The organism is Mesorhizobium sp. LSJC269B00, from assembly GCF_000502815.1.
Taxonomy (GTDB): Bacteria; Pseudomonadota; Alphaproteobacteria; order Rhizobiales; family Rhizobiaceae; genus Mesorhizobium.
Window position 1 is genome coordinate 53,277 of the sequence record NZ_AYVN01000003.1, and the last position, 23,564, is coordinate 76,840.

19 protein-coding genes and 1 pseudogene are annotated in these 23,564 nt (G+C 58.6%); 16 read left to right on the forward strand and 4 right to left on the reverse strand.

Annotation, left to right across the window (positions count from 1 at the left end):
• Positions 1–4 precede the first annotated feature (4 nt).
• From X771_RS156575 to X771_RS156535, 9 genes are all read left to right on the forward strand, one after another.
• Positions 5–1,312 (forward strand): FAD-binding protein, encoded by a 1,308-nt coding sequence (locus tag X771_RS156575; RefSeq protein ID WP_023687350.1) that lies wholly within the window; start codon positions 5–7, stop codon positions 1,310–1,312.
• 11 nt (positions 1,313–1,323) lie between these two features.
• On the forward strand, positions 1,324–1,623 hold the full coding sequence (locus X771_RS156570) for a ferredoxin family protein (RefSeq protein ID WP_023687351.1): 300 nt from the start codon (positions 1,324–1,326) through the stop codon (positions 1,621–1,623).
• A 738-nt stretch (positions 1,624–2,361) separates the two neighbouring features.
• The gene (gene nifB / locus X771_RS156565) at positions 2,362–3,840 is read left to right on the forward strand and encodes a nitrogenase cofactor biosynthesis protein NifB (protein WP_023687352.1); all 1,479 of its coding nucleotides are present in this window, start codon (positions 2,362–2,364) and stop codon (positions 3,838–3,840) included.
• A gap of 31 nt (positions 3,841–3,871) precedes the next feature.
• Positions 3,872–4,066 carry a 4Fe-4S dicluster domain-containing protein gene (locus X771_RS156560; protein WP_023687353.1) on the forward strand — a complete coding sequence of 65 codons (195 nt, stop codon included), beginning with the start codon at positions 3,872–3,874 and terminating at the stop codon, positions 4,064–4,066.
• 98 nt (positions 4,067–4,164) lie between these two features.
• On the forward strand, positions 4,165–4,485 hold the full coding sequence (locus X771_RS156555; RefSeq protein WP_023687354.1) for a nitrogen fixation protein NifZ: 321 nt from the start codon (positions 4,165–4,167) through the stop codon (positions 4,483–4,485).
• Positions 4,482–4,694, forward strand: a complete 213-nt coding sequence (nifT, locus tag X771_RS156550) for a putative nitrogen fixation protein NifT (protein WP_023672220.1) — start codon at positions 4,482–4,484, stop codon at positions 4,692–4,694. The genes X771_RS156555 and nifT overlap by 4 nt, the downstream gene beginning before the upstream one ends.
• Positions 4,695–4,726: 32 nt before the next feature.
• Positions 4,727–5,620 (forward strand): SIR2 family protein, encoded by an 894-nt coding sequence (locus tag X771_RS156545; RefSeq protein WP_023687355.1) that lies wholly within the window; start codon positions 4,727–4,729, stop codon positions 5,618–5,620.
• An 85-nt stretch (positions 5,621–5,705) separates the two neighbouring features.
• A complete protein-coding gene (locus tag X771_RS156540) occupies positions 5,706–7,574 on the forward strand; it encodes an ABC transporter ATP-binding protein (protein ID WP_023687356.1) in 1,869 nt (622 codons plus the stop codon).
• On the forward strand, positions 7,574–9,466 hold the full coding sequence (locus X771_RS156535) for an ABC transporter ATP-binding protein (RefSeq protein WP_023687357.1): 1,893 nt from the start codon (positions 7,574–7,576) through the stop codon (positions 9,464–9,466). The genes X771_RS156540 and X771_RS156535 overlap by 1 nt, the downstream gene beginning before the upstream one ends.
• A 592-nt stretch (positions 9,467–10,058) precedes the next feature.
• On the opposite strand, the gene X771_RS0133610 is transcribed toward X771_RS156535, so the two are convergent.
• The 3 genes from X771_RS0133610 to nifA all read right to left on the reverse strand — a co-directional run bounded on the left by X771_RS0133610 (position 10,059) and on the right by nifA (position 14,325).
• Positions 10,059–11,099, reverse strand: a complete 1,041-nt coding sequence (locus X771_RS0133610; protein ID WP_031194208.1) for an LLM class flavin-dependent oxidoreductase — start codon at positions 11,097–11,099, stop codon at positions 10,059–10,061.
• An 88-nt stretch (positions 11,100–11,187) separates the two neighbouring features.
• Positions 11,188–12,327 carry a histidinol-phosphate transaminase gene (hisC, locus tag X771_RS156530; RefSeq protein ID WP_023687358.1) on the reverse strand — a complete coding sequence of 380 codons (1,140 nt, stop codon included), beginning with the start codon at positions 12,325–12,327 and terminating at the stop codon, positions 11,188–11,190.
• Between the two features lie 234 nt (positions 12,328–12,561).
• Entirely contained in the window at positions 12,562–14,325 is a 1,764-nt protein-coding gene (nifA, locus tag X771_RS156525) for a nif-specific transcriptional activator NifA (RefSeq protein ID WP_084566735.1), read from the reverse strand.
• A gap of 1,127 nt (positions 14,326–15,452) precedes the next feature.
• Here nifA and X771_RS156520 point away from each other — a divergent pair.
• On the forward strand, positions 15,453–16,781 hold the full coding sequence (locus X771_RS156520) for a dicarboxylate/amino acid:cation symporter (RefSeq protein WP_023687360.1): 1,329 nt from the start codon (positions 15,453–15,455) through the stop codon (positions 16,779–16,781).
• A gap of 303 nt (positions 16,782–17,084) precedes the next feature.
• The gene (locus X771_RS156515) at positions 17,085–18,116 is read left to right on the forward strand and encodes a LacI family DNA-binding transcriptional regulator (RefSeq protein ID WP_023672231.1); all 1,032 of its coding nucleotides are present in this window, start codon (positions 17,085–17,087) and stop codon (positions 18,114–18,116) included.
• A gap of 599 nt (positions 18,117–18,715) precedes the next feature.
• On the opposite strand, the gene X771_RS156510 is transcribed toward X771_RS156515, so the two are convergent.
• A complete protein-coding gene (locus X771_RS156510; RefSeq protein ID WP_023685028.1) occupies positions 18,716–19,741 on the reverse strand; it encodes a LysR family transcriptional regulator in 1,026 nt (341 codons plus the stop codon).
• Between the two features lie 237 nt (positions 19,742–19,978).
• Here X771_RS156510 and X771_RS156505 point away from each other — a divergent pair, with 237 nt between their 5' ends.
• The 5 genes and pseudogenes from X771_RS156505 to X771_RS156485 all read left to right on the forward strand — a co-directional run.
• A complete protein-coding gene (locus X771_RS156505; RefSeq protein WP_023685029.1) occupies positions 19,979–20,572 on the forward strand; it encodes a NodA family N-acyltransferase in 594 nt (197 codons plus the stop codon).
• Complete coding sequence (gene nodB, locus X771_RS156500) at positions 20,569–21,228, forward strand: chitooligosaccharide deacetylase NodB (RefSeq protein ID WP_023685030.1); 660 nt, start codon at positions 20,569–20,571, stop codon at positions 21,226–21,228. Before X771_RS156505 ends, nodB begins: the two co-directional genes overlap by 4 nt.
• Before the next feature lie 13 nt (positions 21,229–21,241).
• Positions 21,242–22,600, forward strand: coding sequence for a chitooligosaccharide synthase NodC (nodC, locus tag X771_RS156495; RefSeq protein ID WP_023687361.1), 1,359 nt, complete (start codon positions 21,242–21,244; stop codon positions 22,598–22,600).
• A gap of 13 nt (positions 22,601–22,613) precedes the next feature.
• A complete protein-coding gene (gene nodS, locus X771_RS156490) occupies positions 22,614–23,243 on the forward strand; it encodes a nodulation methyltransferase NodS (RefSeq protein ID WP_023685032.1) in 630 nt (209 codons plus the stop codon).
• A gap of 37 nt (positions 23,244–23,280) precedes the next feature.
• Positions 23,281–23,514: pseudogene (locus tag X771_RS156485) on the forward strand (carbamoyltransferase N-terminal domain-containing protein); the annotation flags it as partial.
• Between the last annotated feature and the right edge of the window lie 50 nt (positions 23,515–23,564).

The window sequence follows — 23,564 nt, forward strand, 5'->3', positions numbered from 1 at the left end:
GGACATGATCGAGGAAAACTTCGACGCCATTGTTGTTGGGGCAGGCATGTCCGGAAACGCAGCTGCTTACACCATGGCCAGCCATGGCCTGAAGGTGCTGCAGTTGGAGCGGGGTGAATATCCGGGCTCCAAGAATGTCCAGGGTGCCATCATGTACGCGAACATGCTGGAGAAGATCATCCCGGATTTCCGGGATGATGCGCCTCTCGAGCGGCATTTGGTTGAACAGCGGCTTTGGGTGATGGACGACACATCCCATACCGGGATTCACTATCGGTCGGACGACTTCAATGAGGCGAAGCCCAACCGGTACACGATCATCCGTGCCCAGTTCGATAAATGGTTTTCGCGTAAGGTGCGCGCGGCCGGCGCGACCGTTCTGTGCGAGACGACCGTGACGGAACTCATCCGTGATGCCAAGGACAGGGTGATCGGCGTCCGCACAGACCGGGCGGGCGGGGCCATCTACGCGGACGTGGTCGTTCTCGCAGAAGGTGTCTGCGGACTGCTTGGCACTCGAGCCGGCCTGCGCGAGATGCCAAAGCCGCAAACCGTGGCCCTCGCCGTCAAGGAAATGCATTTCTTGCCCGAAGAGGTCATTGAGCAGCGGTTCGGCGTAAAGGGCGATGAGGGCTGCGTGATCGAGGCGGTGGGCACGACCTCCCGCAGCATGGCCGGGCTCGGCTTCCTCTATACCAACAAGGAGTCCATCTCACTGGGCATTGGCTGCCTCGTCTCCGATTTTGCCGCGATGGTCGAGAGCCCCTACGTTCTCCTTGATGCCTTGAAGAGCCATCCTTCGATCCGGCCGCTGATCGCCGGCTCGGAAGTGAAAGAATATTCCGCACACCTCATTCCCGAAGGCGGCTACAAGGCTATTCCGCAGCTCTTTGGCGATGGTTGGGTCGTGGTCGGCGATGCCGCGCAACTGAACAACGCGATTCACCGCGAGGGTTCGAACCTCGCCATGACCTCCGGCCGCATTGCGGCTGAGGCAATCGTCGAGGTCAAGAGCCGCAACGGTCCGATGAACAAACGGAATCTCGCCCTTTACAAAGCCATGCTGGACAAGTCCTTCGTGGTCAAGGACCTGAGGAAATACAAAGACATGCCGGCCTTGCTCCACACCAATTCCAGCAATTATTTCACGACTTATCCGCGGTTGATGTCGCAAGCTGCGCAGAACTTCATGCGTGTCGACGGCACGCCGAAGATCGAGAAGGAAAAGGCGACCACGGCGGCCTTCATCAAGGCGCGCTCGCGCTGGGGGCTGGTCAGCGACGCGGTCCGCCTTGCATTGGCGTGGCGCTGAGGGGAGACGATATGACCAGCGCAGCGACGAAGTCACGTGTCGAGGACAAGCTTTACCAGAACCGCTACTTGGTGGATTCCGGCCGCCCGCACATCAAAGTGCGACCGCACCAGAAGCCGAGCGCGAATTTGCTCGCGCTGACCCACGTCTGCCCGGCGAAATGTTATGAGTTGAACGACAAGGGTCAAGTGGAGATCACTGCCGACGGCTGCATGGAGTGCGGCACCTGCCGGATTTTGTGCGAGACGAGTGGTGAGATCGAGTGGAACTATCCACGCGGCGGTTTCGGAATCCTCTTTAAATTCGGATGACCGGCGCACGCACACTTAAGGCGGCGATCATCCAGTACAGCTGAGTCTCGGCCATGCCATTTTTTGCTTTAATCGCCAATGAATGAAGAGACATTGCATGAATACTGTTCTTGCATAATTCAGCCTCAGATAAAAAATGCAGGTTCACTCTGGACGACAACCGCTGAAGTCGTCTCTATGAGCCACCGGGCCGCAGATCGGGTCGACGAGGCCCTGAACCGCCCAGGCACTCGCCGCCTCATATCACAGGCCGTAACAGATCAAGCGAATTGCGGCTGCCGGCCAGTCGCATCGGCGCCTCCGCAGCAAGGTATCTCCTCTTACGGCCGCATCCGAACCATGCCGCTTGTCGCCCGCATCTGACGGCACGCAACCGGCTGATCGACGCGATTGACTAGGCCGGTTGGGTTCTTCCAGGGCGGCTCGTATCCTCGGCCTCACGCCATGGCAAATCAGCTACGCCCTGGGCCGGCATGGTATCAAGGTGAAGAAATTCCAGACGTCGCGATGACGTCAAGCGTAAGCAGCCCGGAGTGGTCTCGCTCACACTCTGCGCGCCCGAGGCTGCTAGCCTCGCGACCCTATTTGCTTGTCCACTGTCGTAAGCCCGACAAAGGTGTGTCGGAGCAATCCGAAGGAATCTGACACGAGAAGCCTATTCGTGAACCGAAACAGCTCTTTGAGCTGGCATAGCTCTTGCGCTTTGAACTGCGACATCACGCAGCAACGGAGCCGTTCATGTCTGCACCGGCAATTTCGCTTGAGAGCCTCAGCACGACATTCGGTGACCAGTTGCTTGGCACCATGAAACCCGGTGGCTGCGCGTCTTCGTCCTGCGGCTCGTCGACAAAGCCCGACGACACGGATCCGGCTGTCTGGGAGAAGATCAAGGATCACCCCTGCTTTTCAGAAGAGGCGCATCACTATTTCGCGCGTATGCACGTCGCGGTCGCGCCGGGCTGCAACGTCCAGTGCAACTACTGCAATCGCAAATATGACTGCGCCAACGAAAGCCGGCCTGGGGTAGCCTCTGAAAAGCTGACGCCCGATCAGGCGCTACGCAAGGTGATCGCGGTCGCCAATGAGGTGCCGCAGCTTTCCGTGCTCGGCATCGCCGGACCGGGCGACGCCTGCTACGACTGGAAGAAGACGAAGGCGACCTTCGCCAGGGTCGCCAGGGAAATCCCAGACATCAAGTTTTGCATATCCACGAATGGGCTGGCGCTGCCCGACCATGTCGATGAGCTTGCTGACATGAATGTCGATCACGTGACGATCACGATCAACATGGTCGACCCTGAGGTCGGCGCAAAGATCTATCCTTGGATCTTTCACGATCATCGCCGCTACATCGGCATTGAAGCCACCCGGATCCTGCACCAGCGGCAGATGTTGGGCCTGGAGATGCTGACCGCGCGGGGCATCCTCACCAAAATCAACTCGGTGGTGATCCCGGGCGTGAATGATGAGCATCTGATCGAGGTGAATAGATGGATTAAGGAGCGAGGCGCGTTCCTGCACAACCTTATGCCGCTGATTTCGGACCCGGCCCACGGCACGCACTACGGTCTGAGCGGGCAGCGCGGCCCAAACGCCATGGAGATGAAGGCTCTTCAGGATCGTGTCGAAAACGGCGCCCAGTTGATGCGCCACTGCCGGCAGTGCCGGGCAGATGCCGTGGGCCTGCTCGGAGAAGATCGTGGCCAGGAATTCACAGTCGACCGGATTCCCGGCGAGGTCACCTACGATGCCAGCAAACGCAAGGCCTATCGGGAGCTGGTCGCGGAGGAGCGCCGTGATCACGTCGAGGCTAGGAGAGAAGCGATCGGATTGGTCAAGGCAGCGAGCCCCGGCAAGTCCCTTCTCTTCGCGGTGGCGACCAAGGGCGGCGGCCGCGTCAATGAGCATTTCGGCCATGCGAAGGAATTCCAGGTTTATCAAGCCTCGCTGAAAGGGATCAGCTTCGTCGGGCATCGGAAGGTGGACAAGTATTGCCTTGGCGGCTGGGGCGCAGAAGCCGCCCTCGATGGCGTCATCGCAGCGCTTCAAGGCATAGATATCGTGCTGTGCGCCAAGATTGGAAATTGCCCGCAGGATCAGCTCGCGGAGGCTGGAATCAGAGCCATCGACGCCTGTGCCCATGACTATATCGAGACAGCAATCAGCGCGATTTACATCGCCGCATCTGGGACCCCCACACTCGCGGCGACGGCCTGAGCTGTCTCATTCATTCGGACCAGGAGTTAAAATGGCTTTCAAGATCATCGCATCCCAATGCACCCAATGCGGCGCCTGCGAATTCGAATGTCCTTCCGGCGCGATCAAGTTCAAAGGCGAGAGCTACGTGATCGAGTCACAGAAGTGTACCGAATGCGAGGGGGTCTTCGAGGCGCAGCAATGTGCCTCGGTATGTCCGGTGCCGAAGACCTGCGTTCCTGCGTAACGGACATTGGACTGCCGACATGGTTGGGGGCTGCCTACGCAGGACGCCTGGAACGCCTTGTTCGCAATCTCAGCCGCAAGAGAAATCAGGGAACGGACATGTCGCTCGGACGCGAAGAGGAGATCGAAATCCGCAGGCCTCCACGATTCATGCCTGGAGAGCGGGTACGTGCCACTCGCCACATAAAGAATGACGGCACCTATCCTGGCAGGGAGATCGGCGAAAATCTCGTGCGGAAGGGGGACGAGGGATATGTGCGCGACATTGGCACCTTCCTCCAGCAGTTCTTCATCTATGCGGTCGAGTGGATCGACCGTGGCACCGTCGTCGGTATGCGAGCGCGTGAACTGATGAGCCTCGACAAGGCCGAGGCGCCCTGCAGTGCTGAAAGCAATACCAATGAAGGGACGGCCAGATGAAAGTCATGATCCGCAGGACCGATGCTGGTTTGTCGGCGTATGTCCCCAAAAAGGACCTCGAAGAGCCGATCATCAAACTCGAGAAGGAAGAGTTGTGGGGCGGAACGGTCACGCTCAGGAACGGGTGGCGGCTCCTCCTACCCGATCTCCCACATGATACGCGTCTGCCGATCACCGTCGAGGCAAGGAAGATTTCCGAAGAGGGCTGATGCTGCCCCTAGGTGCGTCGCGAGGAAACGAGATGAACACGATCCTGACATCGGGCCACCTCGTCATTGTGCGGGACAGTTTTGCTGAAAAGCTGCTTGACCTGGCGAAGGGAGCGCTCGCCGCCGATGAGGTGATCCCCTATCTCGGTCCGGGTCTTCTTGAGTTGAACTGTGTGGAACCGCCTGTGCCGCATACCCCGGAGGTTGTTGCAGCGGCACTCAATGCACGGGCTCCAGCGCCTTCCAGGATCCGCACCAATATGTGGTCGGTTGCGCAGTTCATCGAACAGCGCCGGCATCGCCGGACGCTTCAAGCTTGGATGACCGACATATTCGCAGCGCCGGTGGGGCCGACCCCCTTCCACGCCTGGCTCGCAAGGCTGCCACTCTCCCTCATCATCGACAGCTGGTATGACAGCGCGATGCGCACGGCTCTGGTAGATACCGGCCGAACGGACGTCGTTGAGATACAAGGCGTCACGCGCGCGAATGAAATCGGCAACATTTGGACGAAAACCTACGATTTGTCCGGGAGGGAGCTCGACCCCCGATTGGGGGCCAAGACGGTTCTCTATTCACCTCACGGGAGTATTACGCCCGCGCAAAACTTTCTCGTCGCAGATTCCGACTACGTCGAAGTCCTGTCCGAAATTGATATCCAGACACCGATCCCAGACGCTGTGAAGGAACGGCGCATCACCCGTGGATTTTTCTTCGTTGGCTGCCGCTTCAACGATCAGATGCTGCGCACCTACGCCAGACAGATCATGAAGCGCTCCCGCGGTCCCTATTGCACCGTAATGGACGCCGAAACCCTGACCAGAAACGAAGCGCGTTTCCTTGCGGCAAGCGGAATCACGGTGATCGACATGCCACTAAGTCAAGCGGCGGCTCGGCTTGTGGGAACGGGCACGGCTGCAGGTTGAGGACGGGATTAACAATGACGGATGCCTTTGATGATGTCTGCTTCGGCTTTCCTCGAAGGCGCAAAATGCAGTCGGGAATACACCCGTGAACAGTGATGCTGCCAGTAGCGCAACGAACGCACTGAATTCGTTGACCCATGTTGAAGCGGCGCGCTGGGGCCGGGATTTGAGTACGCTGTTGCGCATCACGCGTATGAATCTGCGCCATCCGTGGCAGGTTGCCCTCGCTATGGGCTCGACGATCATGGCGGCAATCCTCCAGGTGCTCATTCCCCAGCTTCTCGGCCGGGCTGTCGACCAGACCCAGACAGCTATCGGGGGCGGCGTCGCGGGGGCCGCGGCAGGACAAGCGCTCTGGGCCCCGGCTCTCCTGCTGCTCGCCGTCAGCGCGCTACGCGGCGTTTTCACGATGGCGCAGAACTATTTTGCCGAAGCCGTCGGGCATCATGTCGCGTACGAATTGCGGCTCGCCTACTACGACAAGATCCAGCGTCTCAGCTTTTCCTTTCACGACCGGGTCCATTCAGGCGATCTGATAACCGCCGGAATGCTCGATCTCGAAGGCGTGCGGATGTATTTTTCCACCGGGCTTATGCGGGTGCTCCTGCTGACGATGCTGATCGGGATTGGCGCTTACATGATGATCTCGACCGATCCCATGCTCGGCTTGGCCGCGCTCAGCTTCGTGCCTTTTGTCGCTTGGCGCTCATCGACCACACAGCTTAGGCTGCGCGCCACCTGGCTCGACCTCTATGAGCGCCTTTCGGTACTAAGCCGCGTGATGAAGGAAAATCTCGCAGGTATCCGCGTGGTCCGCGCTTTTGCGGCTCAGTCCTATGAGATGCTGAAGTTCGACGGCGCTTCCAAGAACGCGCTCGGCCTCGCCAACGATCTCGTTGACATCTACGTACCCAACACGTCGGCGATGACCTTGTCCTACTTTTTCGCAATGGGATTGGTGCTTGGGATCGGTGGCAACAAGCTCGTCGCTGGCGAGATCAGCGTCGGAACCATGGCGACCTTCCTGACCTTCATGACCATGCTGCAAATGCCAGTCCGCCAGATCGGTCTCATGGTCAATGCGTTTGCCCGCGCTTCTAGCTGCGGTTCGCGGCTTTTCGGTCTCCTCGATCAGGAGATCACCATCAGGGATGCTCTCGAGGCCAGACCGCTTGAGATAAGTGACGGCACTCTGCGCTTCCACAATGTCTCATTTGCCTACCCCAACGCCGAAAACCGCGCCATTCTGAAGAACCTCAGCTTTGAGGCCCGGAGAGGCGAGACGATCGCGATCGTCGGTCCGCCGGGTTCCGGCAAATCGACGATGGCTCATCTGGTCCCCCGCTTTTACGACGTGACCGGTGGCGCCATCACGTTGGACGGCCAGGACATACGCAATGTCACCCTCGAGAGCCTTCGCAAGGCGGTCGCGGTTGTACAGCAGGATGCGTTCCTATTCACCACAACGATCGAGAACAACATCGCTTATGGCGATCCCTGGGCGAAGAGACAGCGAATTGAACGCGCTGGAGAATTCGCCCAGCTCCACGACTACATCCTAGGGCTCCCGGCAGGGTATGAGACGGTCGTGGGCGAACGCGGCGTTTCTCTCTCTGGCGGCCAGCGCCAGCGTCTCACGATTGCTCGCACCATGATGCTGCGCCCCTCCGTCATCATTTTCGACGACTCGATGGCCGCGATCGATGCCGGCACCGAGCTGCGCATTCGCGCGGCGATGCGGCGCTTCGCAAAGGATCGGGTGACGATCATCATCGCGCACCGGCTGAGTGCGCTTAAGCATGCCGATCAAATCCTTTTTGTCGATAACGGCGAAATCGTAGAACGCGGCACGCATGAAGAGCTTCTGGCGAAGCGGGGACGCTACAGGGCCCTTTACGATCTCCAGACGTGCCCGGGTGATAGCATTATTAGCCAGGATGGGGGCGCCCGCTGATGGACCAGGGCCGCGGCGAACTCGAAGCCGAACCTGACGACGGGAGACGCCCTCCGCGCGCGGTCGTCGGCTCGCACCGGATCGAGGAGGAGATGTTCGGCCGGGCTTTCGACAAGAGCATCCTCCGTCGCATCTGGGGCTTCGTCCATCCCTACCGGGCAAAGGTAGTTGTCACGATTGTCGCGATGCTGATCTTCACCGGGACGCAGCTTCTCATCCCCTTGATCATCCGCTACGCGATCGACCTCGGCATGAACCCGGCAAGGCCCGATCGCTCAGCCCAGCTTGCGGCCGTCGGCGCGTTCCTTTCGGCGATTTTGGTCAATTTCGCCGCCGGCTACATGCAGGAAGCCTTGGATGGGAAAATGGCCGAAACTGTCCTGTTCGACATCCGCCGCGCCATGTTTGGCCATCTGCAAAAGGTTTCGCTCTCTTTCATGGACAAGACCGAGGTCGGACGCCTGATGTCGCGCCTGCAAGGCGACGTTAACTCCATACAGGAGTTCCTGGAAACCTCGGTATATTCCCTAGGCGATGTTGCGCTTCTCTTCGGCATCGTTTTCGTAATGCTGTGGCTCGACTTTCGCCTCGGCCTCCTGACGCTATCGGTTCTGCCGATCCTGGTGATCGTCCGCATTGTCTGGTTGCCGCGTGCCCGCGACGCCTTCATGGCTGCACACGAAACCAATTCCGTCGTCAATGGCGCGCTGGCCGAAGCCATTCACGGCGTGCGGACCATACAGTCAATGGACCGCCAGCAGGTGAATTTCAGTCTTTTTGACGATCGGGCCCATGCCAACCTCAGGACCCACCTGGTCGCTGCCAGATATGCACTGGTCATGGTGCCCCTCGTCGATGGCATCACCGGCCTCGCCTTGGCCGCCGTTATTGTGGTCGGCGGCTCGATGGTCATGAATAGCCGTATAGATGTGGGCGTGTTGGTAGCCTACCTATTTTACATCCAGCGGTTCTTTGACCCGATCCGCTCACTCACCCTGCAATATTCGGTCATGCAGCGCGCCATGGCCTCAGGCAAGCGCCTGACCGATGTGCTCGACGTCAAGATCGATGTTAAGGACAAACCCAATGCCGAGGTGCTTTCGCCCGAAATGGACGGCTCGGTCGAGTTTAGGGACGTCACCTTTGGCTACGATCCGAACCGTTCGGTTCTGAAAAATGTCTCGTTCAAGGTCAATCCGGGCGAGACGGTCGCACTAGTCGGACCGAGCGGTTCTGGCAAATCGAGTGCGATGGCCCTGGTCCACCGCTTCTATGATGTTCAGCAGGGTCAGGTGCTGGTTGGCGGACATGATGTACGCGACCTCACCCAGGAATCGCTCGGCCGCCAGGTCGCCATGGTGCTGCAGGAGCCATTCCTGTTCACCGGGACGGTCTTCGAGAACATTCGATACCAGAAGACGGAAGCCACGCGCGACAAGGTGATCGAGGCGGCCAAGGCTGTCGGCGCGCATGACTTCGTCATGAGCCTCGCCGACGGGTATGAGACCCAACTTGGCGAACGGGGCGACAACTTATCTCTCGGCCAGCGCCAGCTTATCAGTTTCGCCCGCGCCCTCGTCGCTGACGCCAAGATCCTCGTGCTCGACGAAGCTACCGCCAACATCGACAGCTACACGGAATTGCAGATTCAGAAGGCTCTGATCAAGCTGCTTGAAGGGCGGACTGGCCTCGTCATCGCCCACCGTCTCGCCACGGTCCGGGGGGCCGACCGCATCATCGTGCTTCAGAATGGCCAAGTTATTGCGACTGGCAACCACGATGAGCTAATAGCCATGGGCGGCCTGTATTCCAAACTCTACTATCTCAACTACGCCTCCTTCGACGACCTTCCCGAACACGATACCACCGTCCAAGCTGGCTCTCAGACCTGACATCTTGGCGGCCTTGTGGTAGTGGCGTTGACTTTCGGGCGTGTCGGCAGACCACTCAGGCCACCGCATCCGGCCAGCAGCCAGCATTCAAGAACGAGCACTCCTCGCAATTCGTGAAGACCGGCTGCGAACGATTTCCTCCAGCATCGTATCCGACCGCGGTGCACCACCATCATCGGGCGAGCTCGCTGGAGGTGTTGGCTGGGCGTCGCAAAGCCGCTCGCGAGCGCGCCCTCAATAGCGCTGTAGCGAGTGACGGCTTTGCCACCGACGGCCGCTGATGAAGCTGGGCCGCACCGACGCCGCCCCGGGCGAGAAGAACCTCCTGCGGCTGGCTATGGGCAACGACTAGCGCCAGCGCGACGAGCAGACGCGTGCCGGCATCGTGACGCGCTCGGCTACCCTCTCCTTAGGATCGTGGATGTTCACACGATGGCCCAGACGCCAGCCAACGCACAAGCTGGTATCCTGTGCCGTCTGCTCGTCGTCAGTTTGGCCTCCTCTCGATTGCCCGCCCCACCACGTGCACGCTCGATCACGTGAGTGTGAGAGCGCTGCACAACGATTTAACCTCAGACCGCGAATTTCATGGTCAGCCAAGTCGAGCCATGATTTCGGACTGAATCGTCCTCGCGGTGTAAAGGGAAGCATCTAGCGGCAGATTTCCAAATGCCATTTGACAAAGCAGGTAGTTGGCACCTGCCTCTTCCAACTGATCTAGCAGAGCTTTTCGCACAGACTCTGCTGATCCTACCACGCACAATTCACTCTCGACTGCCGCATCGAAGGTCAGCGGCAAGTTTGGTGGAGTGGGGATAGCGTTAAGCTCGTAAAGGAATTGGAAGCTCTTGAGCCAGCGTGCGTAAGCAGGTGCCGCGAGCGAATAGGCATGTGTGTCACAACGCCCAATCACGACCATGCGGAGCAATCCGACAAATCTCCCTTGATCCCCCCCGCCTGCGTTGTCCTCTCGATAGGCGCGGAACGCATCAGTAGTTTTGCGAACAGAAGAGGAAGGTCCTACACACGCGATATTTGTTCCATTCGCAGCGGCCCAAGCTGTGGACTCGGGTCGATTGGCAGCGACCCATGTGGGCGGATGTGGACGCTGATGAGGTCTTAGCGTCAAAGGAACGTCATTGAGATCAAAATGGCGGCCTTGATAGCATAGCGTGCCGACCTCCCTCGAATTAACAAGTATTTGCATAAGAATTTCGCTGGCTTCGGCATAACGGCCCGGCACCGCGTCCGCACCAATCCCGAAGTAGCCCAATTCGGTCGGGAGAGCACCGCGCCCTATGCCCAGTTCGAGCCTGCCACCGCTCAACTGGTCCAGCATACAGATCTCTTCGAACGCACGCAGCGGATGATAAAGCGCAAGCAGCATCACCAAGGGTCCGAGACGCAAGCGCCGGGTGCGCTGGGCGACGCTCGATAAGAACAGATTCGGCGATGGACCTCTCCCATGGGGAGTACAGTGGTGTTCTGCGAGGTGATAGGCATAGAACCCTAGCTGATCGCACGCCTCTGCTAATATCAGGCGATCTTCGTACTGCCGGCCTATATCGCGGCCATCCTCATCCAAATGATCGAAGATGCCGAAAGCCAGGTTTGAAGGAAAGACGTTTGTCACTCTTTAAGTCCCCGATTTTAAAAGCAGGCTGTTTTCTTGCTGGGATCACCCGCAAGTCGGAAGAGATGTGTGTGATCGCCGATTAGCGTCAGCGTAACGAAGAAGCAGAGCCTGACGCTTCCCTGCCCCTGGAGCTTGGCACCGTTAAGCTTCCAGCAATGTCGCCAGCGGCAGCAAGAAATTCATCCATCTGCTCTTTTGTGCCGATGCTGACGCGGATACAGTGTTCCAAGCCTTTGTCCGGAAAAAACGCGACAAGTATCTTTTGCCTCTCCAATGCTGCTTGCCACCATGAGCCGTCCTGTCCCGCGGGCACACGGGCCAGCAAGAAATTTGCGCGGGAGGGTGTTACGGAAAATCCGAGTTGCGATAGTGCAACTGTCACTCGCTCTCGTTCATCCTTGATGTGCTTGTGGTTGTCTGCGTAGGCGCCGCGATGCGCAAGCACGCTGATACCAACGGCATGCCCGATCACGTTCATGTTGAAGACGTTCTGGATGTTTCGCAGCCTTCCAATAATTTCAGGGTGACCGAAACCGAAACCGACGCGAATGCCGGCGGCGGCATAGCTTTTCGAGAATGACCTCAAGATCAGAAGGTTCGAATACCGGTTGATGAGGCGCAGTCCGTGATCGGGTGCAAAGTCGACGTATGCCTCATCAAGGATAATCAAGCGGTCCGATTGTGCTACGAGGCGTTCGATATCGCTGATCGGGAGGAATGTTCCGGTCGGATTGTTTGGATTGGCCAACATAATAAACTTGGCGTCTTTTGCCGGACCGGAAAGCAATTGCTCCATTGGCAGGGAATGAGCTTGACATCCGATTTCGAGGAACTCAGCGCCCTGAAGCATGGCAAGTTTGCGGTTGAACGAAAACCCTGGCGACATCATCGCAACCTTGTCGCCGGGTGCGAGGAAAGCTCTGTAGATCAGTCCGAGCAGTTCAGACGACCCGTTGCCAGCGATGACCTGATCCCTGGAAACGCCATAGGTGCTGGACGCTGCTTCCCTCAATCTGAAGTTATCGTCATCCGGATATAGATACTGGCGCTTGAGGGCCGCCACTGCACTTTGCATTATGATTGGCGGCAACGGAAACGGGTTCTCATTCGTATTCAGCTTGATAAAATTTGCGTCCGGCGCTGGTCCGTTGGACGGCAGAGCATCCAACTGTCGTGTCACTTGCGAAAGAGCCGAAAGCACAGTTTGCAGTTTTGCATCGGACATATTTAACTCCGTTTCAGTCACACAGGGGCATCCGTATGAGCTCGCAACGAGAGCAACATGGCGGACGGGATTGACGATGGCAGGGTTGCCTTTCACACAATGGTCGCAGCGCCGGCTGACATGGGAATTCAGCCAGGCTGTCCTCGGTCGAATCGAGTTGACGCGCACGCGGATCTGCATCGCTGCGCGGCGCCAAGGCGCTAAGCGGCTCAGCTCATGCCCAGGGTCATGCTTTCAAAGACGCTTGATCTCGACGCCGTATTTCCTCAGCACGTAGCCAATCTGTCGCGGGGTCAGCCCAAGCAAGCGCGCTGCCTTTGCCTGCACCCAGCCACATCTTTCCATGGCAGCAATGACGCGCTCTATATCGGGCGTCCTCGCGCCAATTGGGTGGGTTGCGCCGGCAAGCGGGTTAGTCGCGGCCGAACTGGCGGCCTCGTCCGGGGGCGTGGCCAAATTCGCTGACTCCGGCAGGATCGGCGGTGGTTGCAGCGCGGCCTTGCCCGATCTGCACTTCCACAGCGCCTCGGCAAAGCATTGGCCTTGGGAGCAGGCAAAGTCGTTTCTCCCGATTGACAGTCCCTCGGCCAGGATCGCTGTCCGGTGCACGCAATTTTCAAGCTCGCGAATGTTGCCGGGAAACTCACATTTCATCAGCACTTCAATCGCACGCGGATCGAAGGTGAGCGTACAGCCGTTCTCGTCGTTGAACTTCTTGAGAAACTCAGCTGCGAGGAGCGGAATATCGCTGCGCCTTTGGCGCAATGCTGGTACCAGCAAGGGAACCACGTTGATGCGGTAGTATAGGTCGGCGCGGAACTCATTCCTTGCAACCGCCTCTTCCAGGTTCCTGTTCGTGGCGGCAATCACGCGAACATCGACCTTGATGGTCTGATTGCTGCCGACGCGCTCAAACTCCTGCTCCTGCAGCACGCGCAGTAGCTTTGCCTGGAACGAGGCCGAGATCTCGCCAATCTCATCCAGAAACAACGTCCCCTTGTCAGCGAGCTCAAAGCGCCCCTTGCGGGAATTGAATGCGCTTGTGAAGGCACCCTTCTCATGACCGAACAATTCGGATTCCAGGACTGTCTCTGGGAGCGCTGCACAATTGAGTTTAACGAAGGGCCGCTTGGCGCGCGGCGACAACTCGTGAATTGCCTTGGCAGCCAGCTCCTTCCCGGTACCGGACTCACCTCGCAACAGAACTGTGGTTTTTGCCTTCGCTACGACCGCGATCTTCTCCAGCAGGGCGCTTATCGCCGGACTGTCACCAATCATCCCCTCGACGTGAACCTTTTTGCGCCGGGGTGCAGGGTGCTTAACATCAGAAAATTTCGTTTGCAGCCGATGTTCCAGCTCCGGCGTTCGCTCGCGGTCGGCCGCGGAGAAGCGATGCAACTTGACTGTCTGTCCCACCATGTTGGCAATCATGGTAAGCAGCCGGACATCATCGTCGAGCCGATAGCTTGACCTGCTTTCCAAAACCCGGTCCAAAGTCAGCGCGCCTATGGCGTTCCCATCAACACGAATGGGAACGCCGATGAACGACACGGTGTCGGAGGCCCCAAGCACCTCGATATCAGCGGCAGTGAAGGTCGGATGCATCGCTATGTCCTCGGCGAGGATCGGCGTGTCGGTCGTCACAATCTGGTCGATGGCGTTGCGCGGCAGGCGCGACCGGGAGGGCTCATTGCCGTTCGTGCCGCAGCCGCTGGCCACTGTGATGTCCAGTCCGCCCTCGGCATCGCAGAGAGCGATGATGCCGTGCCGCATCTGCACAAACGAGTGCAGGAGGTCGACTACCTTGGCCAACTTGAGTTCGAGCCGGGCGGCATCGGCGAGTACTTTCGATATTTCGAAGATGCCGGTTAGCGCGCGCTCGTGCAATGCCACATTCGCAGGATTCGTGTCGGGCTTTGGACAACCTTTTATCGCATTCGGCAGCGATATGCCGCAGTCGCGGGCATTCTGTTCTGACTTGCTAATGTTGTGGTGCATGTGATCCTCGATCTCGCGCCATCAAATCTAGGCTGGCGGCATGTGCGCCCGCGACGTGGCGGGCACGCGCGAATATGCTCCGACGTGAACTCGTGCCGCCGCCGTGTGGTCGAGTGCAAAGCGGGTCTAGCCCTGACGCATCGCTTGGCTACTCCCTCCACGAGGCTTGGCCATGTTATTGGCTTGCCCCGGGCAAACACACGTTGTTTTCAAAAGACTGGAGCGAGGCGGCATAGTCAATCGAGCTTTCTTTCATCTGTGAAAGGAAACCTCGCGGCCTATGATAGGATTCATCAGTTCTATCTTTGCGTTGAAGCAGAAATACCTGGGCCGGCCATGCGTTGCCCGAGCGGCTGACCGCGCGGAGTGTAAATGCGAGGCCGTGCCATTCACCAGCGCCCGCGAAGGAGGGTCGGGAGCGATAATAACCGCCAACGGCAGCACTGGTCGGTTGCGGCAACCGCCATCTTTCTCGAGTTGATCAGGCGGCGGCGATGTCGGCCTAGGCGGTGCTCGCAACTTCTGAATCGCATCGTCGTGGTCAGCACCATCACCGGCCTGGGGCCGAAATCGGCACACTCAATGAGCGTATCGAAAAGTCTGAACAGATTACGATGCGACCGCTTGAAAACGGCTGCCCCTGCTGCGGGCGTTGATTTGCAAAATGGGTCGTCCAAAAGGCCGTCCGAATTTATTCTGTGATTGCACTGGCTGCATGGTCGTAGGCTGTCTAGAAACGAGCGCTTCCGAACAGGGGTAAGTTAGCCTGTCGTCTGGACGGCCTTGAACAGGCGACCTATTGGTACGCGCTGGCGCCAACGATGGGGCCCGGTCCAAAGCCGGCTAACGAGGAACCCACCACGCTCTGTGCAGCAAAACCGCTAGCCAGAGGGATCGACCGGCAGCACTCTGCCACAGACCATCAAGGGCGTTGGGACCGCGGCCTTGCCCGCTGGTCTGACACCGCATTCCTCCATCATTGGCGAGCCCACATCAGTTCAGGTGATGCGGATTCATCTGGCATGGGTATTGCGGCGGCGTTGGTGCAGCGTTCGACCGGAGCGCCGCGATAGGGAGAAGCCCGGGAGAAGTCACGCCACCTCGATCCGGTCAGGGAGAGAGAAACAGTGTCAGCTGCACAAGTCCGCGGCGCGAGTCCCGCGCCCCGCAAACCCTTCTACACCAAGCTCTACGCCCAGGTGCTTGCCGCCATCGCGCTCGGCGTCGCAATTGGCTATTTTTATCCGGAGACCGGCGAGAGCCTGAAGCCGCTGGGTGATGCCTTCATCAAGCTGGTCAAGATGATCATCGCGCCTGTCATCTTCCTGACAATTGCGACCGGCATTGCCGGCATGAACGATCTTCATAAGGTCGGCCGGGTCGCCGGCAAGGCAATGGTTTATTTCCTCACCTTCTCAACGCTCGCGCTGATCGTCGGCCTCATCGTCGCCAATGTCGTCCAGCCTGGCGACGGCCTGAACATCGATCCGGCCTCGCTCGATGTCCAGGCCGTGAATACCTATGCCGCAAAAGCCAAAGCGCAGTCGGTCACCGGCTTCCTGATGAACATTATCCCGCCAACGATCGTCGGTGCCTTCGCGGAAGGCGACATCCTGCAGGTGCTGTTCTTCTCGGTTCTGTTCGGCATGGCGCTTGCGATGGCCGGAGAGGCTGGCAAGCCTGTCGTTTCCTTCCTCCAGGCGCTCATTGTGCCTGTCTTCAAGCTCGTCGGAATTCTGATGAAGGCCGCGCCGATCGGCGCTTTTGGCGCGATGGCCTTCACCATCGGCAGATATGGCATCGGTTCGGTAGTCAACCTCGCGATGCTGGTCGCGACGTTCTATTTCACCGCCTTCCTCTTCGTGTTCGGGGTTCTCGGCGCAGTCTGCCGTTACAACGGCTTTTCGATTTGTTCTCTCATTCGTTACATCAAGGAAGAGCTGCTGCTTGTCCTCGCAACGTCCTCCTCGGAGGCGGCGCTCCCGTCGCTGATGGAGAAAATGGAGAAGGCGGGCGCCAGGCGTTCGGTTGTGGGTCTCGTCATCCCGGCCGGATATTCGTTCAATCTGGACGGCACGAATATCTACATGACGCTAGCGGCTCTCTTCATCGCACAGGCGACGAACACGGATCTGTCCATCGGCGATCAGGTGCTGCTGCTGCTCGTAGCAATGCTTTCCTCCAAGGGCGCTGCAGGTGTGACAGGTGCGGGCTTCATCACCCTGGCGGCTACGCTCGCGGTAGTTCCGAGTGTTCCCGTTGCTGGGATGGCACTGATACTCGGCATCGACCGATTCATGTCCGAATGCCGGGCGCTGACGAATTGCGTCGGCAACGCAGTGGCATCCCTCGTCGTCGCACGCTGGGAAGGAGAGTTGGACCGAGCACAGATGAAAGCTGCCTTCAGCGGTCATCAGCTTACCGAGGCATCAAACCGGCTACCCTCCTGCAAGTAAGGTGGGCGGCCCACGACCTGTCAAGTCGCTTAGCTGGCCACATAACTGAACGACCGACCCGCAGCCTCTAAACGGCTCCTCACGGACCATGTATCAGAAGCGCTAAATGTGTGAGTGCAAATCTTCACCGCCCTTTAAGCGAATGAGCCTTTCAGTATACCCGGCCGGTTTACGTCTGCAATGATGTTCGTCCAACACGCTGTGCCCATTCGTATGGGACGTCTTCGTTTTGCCACCCGAAACCGAAACGCGTTAGGCGGACAGAGAGCCGGCCCGCGTCAAAAACCAATCAGAATAGGACCTATGACCAAGCGCCCCACAATTGCCGATCTCGCCCGCGAAGCCCGAGTCAGCGTAGCAACGATCGATCGGGTTCTGAACGCCCGCCATCCGGTGCGCGAGGAGACCGCGCGGCGGGTCCACGACGCCGCCCAGGCGATCGGCTATCATGCTGCCGGGCTAATCAAGCAGCGGTTGCGGCGAGACCTACCGCACTACCGTCTGGGCTTCATCTTGAGAAAACCGGCCCAGCATTTCTACCAAGATTTTGCGCGCGAGGTCGAAGCATCGGTCAATTTGGCCCAGTCCTTCCACGGGATTCCGCTCGTCGAATTCGCCCCGTCACATATGCCGAGCGACCTGATCGCGCCGCTCAAGGAGTTGGGCGCACGCTGCCATGCAATCGCGATGGTGGCACCGGACCACCCGAAAATCACAGCAGCGGTTGAGGACCTCAAGGCCAAGGGCATTCCGGTTTTCTCGCTGCTTTCCGACTTCGCCGCCGGCGTGCGACAGGGGTATATCGGCCTTAACAACCGCAAGGTGGGGCGCACGGCCGCTTGGATGGTGTCCAAGGTCGCAAAACGGCCCGGCAAAGTGGCGGTGTTTGTCGGCAGCCATCGTTTCCAGGGGCACGAGCTCCGTGACGTCGGCTTTCGCTCCTATTGCCGTGAGAACGCGCCCACGTTCGAGGTGCTGGATCCGGTCATGAACCTCGAGAAGCGGCAGATCACCTACGAGGCAACGCTTGATCTCATGCAGCGGGAGCCCGAGCTCGTCGGCTTCTATGTCGCCGGCGGCGGCATGGAGGGCGCGATCTCCGCGCTCCGAGAAGAGGGCAAAAGTCGGGATCTCGTCGCGATCGTGAATGAAATCACACCTGAGTCTCGGGCAGCGCTCGCAGATAACATCGTCACGATGGCGGTCGCCACGCCAATGCGCCGGCTTTGCCAGGAGCTGATAACGCTGATGACACGGGCTATCGAGACCGGCACCGCTGAAACACCCGGACAGACATTTCTGCCGTTCGACATCCATCTGCCGGAAAATATATGAAGGCGGAAGCGCGAGGGAGATTGCCTAGATCCGCAGCGTCAACCTCCACCGGCTTCACTTGCCAACATGCCCCACGTTCTCGTGCAGGGGGTGTGGTCAATGATCCCGCACGGCAAGAGCCGAGCGAGGCCAGCACAGTCCATTTGGGGTCGACCTCGTCGACCGCCATCTCCTCGCCTGGCTGCACGTGAAAAGCCGCGGCACAGCCGGCAAGGTAGGAATTTAACCGGGCTAACCATCTTCTGGGACTTCGCACGCAAATCGAGGCGGCAGTCAATTCAGTAGCAGCCCGGGCGTGTGTTCTGCTCGTTCCGGCCCCTCGCACTTAGCAAGGAACTGCGCCGCTCTGCCGGGCCAAAGGCCCGACGCCCGAAGGGCAACCGCTCCTACGCGATCGCGTCCGCCTCCAGAAGCCGCCATCGAAAAGAATGCTCGCGTCGTCACCACCTACGGCCAAAGCGGGCAATCAAGGCAGCTGGCATCACTCTGCCACACATCCTCGACGAGCAACTCGCCTGAGATCAGCCCCAGAACGTAGGTAACACGCGCCGCGCCGGCGCTTGTCGAACATGCTGATCAGCCTGTCTTACAGGCGGTGATTAGGTGGGGCTCAACATCTTCCGGGACTTCGCACGCGATTTCGAGGTGGCAGTCGGTACCAAGAAACGAAAGGTCGGATCGGCGTGCCCGAGACGCTCAATGATTTCAGGCAAAGGCGCCAGGCGAGATGCCTCCTGCAACATCATTTCCCGCATCCACATGCTTGCCGGATCACTATTGTGAAGCTCAGGCCATTGGACGGCTTCCGTGAATGCAGGAGGAGGAAGTGGCGGCGGAAGTTGGACAATCCGCAGGGGTGTTGTTTTTGCGAAATGCTGCGCCAGCCGTAAGGGCATGGTCCCGATGCGGTTGGTGCCTGACAGGACGGGCGGGATCAGGCTAAAGCCCTGTACGACAACTTCGATACGTCTCTCGAAACCGTGCTCGAGCAAATACCATTCCTCCATGGTGGGCTGCCGGGTGTGTCTGAATTTGAGCACAACATGCCCCATGCACAAGTATCGCTCGAATGTAAGTGGCTCCGACAGCTGCTTGTTCGTGCCGCAGCCTACGCCTACGAGCTTATCTTCGAACAGGGCTGCGCGAGGATGTTTCGACATGAACACTTCCGGCATAATCAGAAAATCAACGTCGCCGCGCCGGAGAAGCTCCTCGGGGTCGTCGCAAATAGGCAGACATTCAAAGCGAACGGCGGGAGCTTCCCGCGCAGCGCGCTCTACTATCGTCCTAAAAAATACGAGCGTGATGTAATCGGAAAGCATGATTCGGAAGAGGCGATCCGATTGGGCCGGGTTGAAGGCGTCGGGGGAAATAATCGATAGCTGGATGTGCAGCAATGCGTCCCGGACTGCTGGGGCGAGCCCGTCGGCGCGCGGCGTCAAAATGAGCTCGCGGCCGTTCATCGTAAATAGCTCATCGTTGAAATAGGCGCGTAGCCGAGCAACGGCGGCGCTCATGGCCGGCTGGCTCAGGTTGATACTGCGAGCCGCGGCAGTGACTTTACGCTCCCTCATCAGAGCGTCCAGCACAACGAGGAGATTTAGATCCAGCCCTTTAAAACGCATGTCATGTTCTATCCAACGTGTGGATGCGTATCATTCAAACAATCAATTTTACGAATTTACGAGCCATGCATTAGAGGAACGGAAAGTGAGCGACGTCAAGCTCAAATCGACGACACGGGCCGGAACTCGAGAGAGCGTCTGGCTCACCTTCGCCAACGACAACGGCTGAGTGCAGCCACCAACGCCGCTTTGGTCGAGTAATGCGGCCGCAAAAACCAATATGAAGAGAGGTCCTGAATGCGCCATCAGGTGCAGTGGAAGTTGTGCTGGGAAAACGAGTTGCAGCTCTCCGATCACGTTAAGCTCGCCGAGTTCTTTCGTGATACGTACGGGCCGACTGGGGCGTCCAACGCAGAACCGTTCGAAGGTAGTCGAAGCTGGGCCGGAGCCAGGCCTGAACTCCGCGTAATCGCCTATGATTCAAGCGGTGTAGCGGCTCACATGGGCATACTGCGCCGTTTCATCAAGGTCGACGCGGTCGACCTGTTGGTGGCTGAACTGGGCCTGTACGGGGTACGTCCGGACCTTGAGGGTCTGGGAATCGCCCATTCAATCCATGTCATGCTTCCAATACTGCAGGAGCTTGGCGTTCCATTCGCTTTCGGAACGGTCAGGGACGCGATGCGGAATCATGTTGAGAGGTTCGGACGGCGATACAGCCCTATGGCCGTTTTGTCGGGAATTCGCGTGCGCTCCACCCGACCAGAGGCCCGCCTCGACCTGCCGCCCACACGCATCGATGACGCACTCACAATTGTTCTGCCAGTTGGACGGCCGATCAGCGAATGGCCCACGGGCACGATGATAGATCGGAACGGACCAGAGCTATGAGCCGGTCCGATTGCTTGTACGAAGTGCGCCGTGAGTGCTCTGACGGCACCGGCCGTCGAAGCGTTTATCTGACGTTTGACGACGGTCCCAATCCACTTTTCACACCGGAGATTCTCGACGTGCTGGCAGAGCAGCGGGTGCCGGCGACTTTCTTCGTCATCGGCGCCTACGCCTTAGAGCACCCATATCTAATCCAACGGATGATCGCAGAAGGGCACGAGGTAGGCAACCACACGATGTCTCATCCGGATCCGTACCAATGCGGTTTCGGCGAAGTGCAACGTGAGGTCTTTGAAGCGAACGACGCGATCATGAGAGCGTGCCCGCAGGCCTCGGTCCGCTTTGTTCGCGCGCCCTACGGCGCCTGGAGCGAAGAAGTCTGCACAGCATCACAGATCGCCGGGCTGGCGGCCCTTCATTGGTCCGTCGACCCTCGAGATTGGTCTCGCCCTGGAGTCGAGGCGATTATCGATAAAGTGCTCGCCTCCGTCCGGCCGGGCGCAATTGTACTCTTGCACGACGGATGCCCTCCCGGCGAGTTGAGCCAGGGCGCTCACGCCGGCATGCGCGACCAGACGGTCACGGCGCTGTCCCGGCTGATTCCAGCACTGCGTGAGCGCGGATTTGTAATCCGCTCACTTCCTCAACATCACTGAACAACGAGATCCCATGACTCTTCTTGGTACAACCAGCACTGTGGCCATTTCGCTTTATGCACTGCTCTCGACTGCCTATAAGAGCATGCAAGGGCTTTATGCTATGCCGACAAAGGATTCGTCGGCGTTGGAGGTTCTCGCCGGCTCCGACAAACTGCCCAGCGTGGATGTCATCGTCCCCTGCTTCAACGAGGATCCGCGCACGCTTTCAGAGTGCCTGGCTTCCATTGCAGACCAAGAATACGCCGGAAGACTTCGGGTCTATTTGGTTGATGACGGTTCTGGAAATCGCGAAGCCTTAGGAACTGTCCACGAAGACTACGCGCGCGACCCCAGGTTCGACATCATTTTGCTTCCCGAGAATGTTGGAAAGCGCAAGGCGCAGATCGCCGCGATACGACGCTCATCAGGGGATCTGGTGCTTAACGTTGATTCAGACACGGTACTCGCGCCCGACGTCATTTCCAAGCTTGTACCGAAGATGCGAGATTCAGCGGTCGGCGCAGTCATGGGTCAGTTGACGGCCAGTAACCGAACCGAGAGCTGGCTGACCAGGCTGATAGACATGGAGTACTGGCTGGCTTGCAACGAGGAGCGCGCGGCACAGGCTCGCTTCGGTGCCGTTATGTGCTGTTGCGGCCCATGTGCCATGTACCGCCGGTCTGCGCTCCTTTTGTTACTGGACCAGTACGAGTCGCAATTTTTTCGGGGCAAGCCAAGCGACTTCGGTGAGGATCGCCATCTCACTATCCTGATGCTGAAAGCAGGCTTTCGAACCGAATACGTTCCGAGCGCCATCGCGGCCACAGTCGTTCCGAACAGACTCGGACCGTATCTGCGCCAACAACTCCGTTGGGCACGAAGCACATTCCGGGACACACTGCTTGGGCTGCGCTTGCTGCCTAGCCTAAATAGCTATCTCACGTTGGACGTGGTCGGACAGAATCTCGGCGCGCTACTCCTCGCCCTATCGGTATTAACGGGCCTCGCACATTTCGCACTGACAGGCACTGTGCCTTGGTGGACAGGACTGATGATTGTGTCCATGACCATGCTCCGATGCAGCGTGGTAGCATTTCGTGCTCGACAATTTCGATTTCTTGGCTTTTCGCTGCACACGTTCATCAACGTCTTTCTCTTGCTTCCGTTGAAGGCCTACGCGCTGTGTACCTTGAGCAATAGCGATTGGCTGTCGCGAAGCTCTGCTGTCGCTACATCGAACACTGGGGGAAAACAGGCCCCCACCCAAGCTCCGATCACTGGTTCCAGCAGGGCAGAACTCTCGCCCCATTCGGCTCCGCTTCGCAGGCTCAGTCTTGCGCGGGATTCTTCGGAATTAGTCCTGTCGGACAACATTTGCGGCGACGATTGATCGCAAATACCTAATGGACGAGAGGTGCACGAGTTTGACCCAGAACGTGAATCATCAGTTGCTTGATCGGGAATTGGCCGCCGACGATCCGTGGGGCCTCGACGGCAATCCATTCGAGCGGAAGCGCCACACGCAAATGCTCCAGCTGGCGCTTGCCCAAGGCTCCATTACAAATGCCCTCGAAGTCGGGTGCGCTGCCGGCGCATTCACGGAAAAACTAGCCCCCTACTGCCAAGGGCTCACCGTCATCGATGTCGTGGCGCAAGCGATTGCTCGAGCACGTCAACGGATAAAGGAGCCGTCGCGCATCAACTGGATAGTCTGCGATGTTCAACAGTTTTCGACCGACGAGTTGTTTGACGTGATCGTTGTGGCGGAGGTCCTCTACTACCTCGGAGACATAGCCGAGATGCGCGCGGCCGTCAAAAACCTGGTGCGGGTGCTTGCGCCAGGCGGGCATCTGATCTTCGGATCGGCAAGGGATGCTAATTGCCGTCGCTGGGGTCACGCCGCTGGTGCTGAGCCGGTCATCGCCATGCTGAACGAAACGTTGATCGAGGTAGAGCGGCTTGAGTGTCGGGGCGAGTCGGTCAACGAAGACTGCTTGCTCGTCCGTTTCCGGAATCCGATTTCCGCTTCCTGATGAATCTCGAATCTATCGCCGTTAACGTGGAGACACTATGCGCATCTGTGGTACCAAGCTGACCCATGATGGGGCGATCGCCCTGGTCCAGGATGGACGGCTCGTCTTCTGCGATGACCAGGAAAAGCGGCACAACGATCCGCGATACCAACCCATCGATAATCTCGACGCAATTGTCGCCGCTTTAGCGGAGCAGCGGCTAGATCCTTGTGATGTCGATCAGTTCGTTATCGACGGCGGGGATGACGAAGACGAGTCACAGTTTCAGGTCGGCAGGGAACCAAGCAACCGCCAGTTTTGTCGTCCCTCTCGGTAAAATGA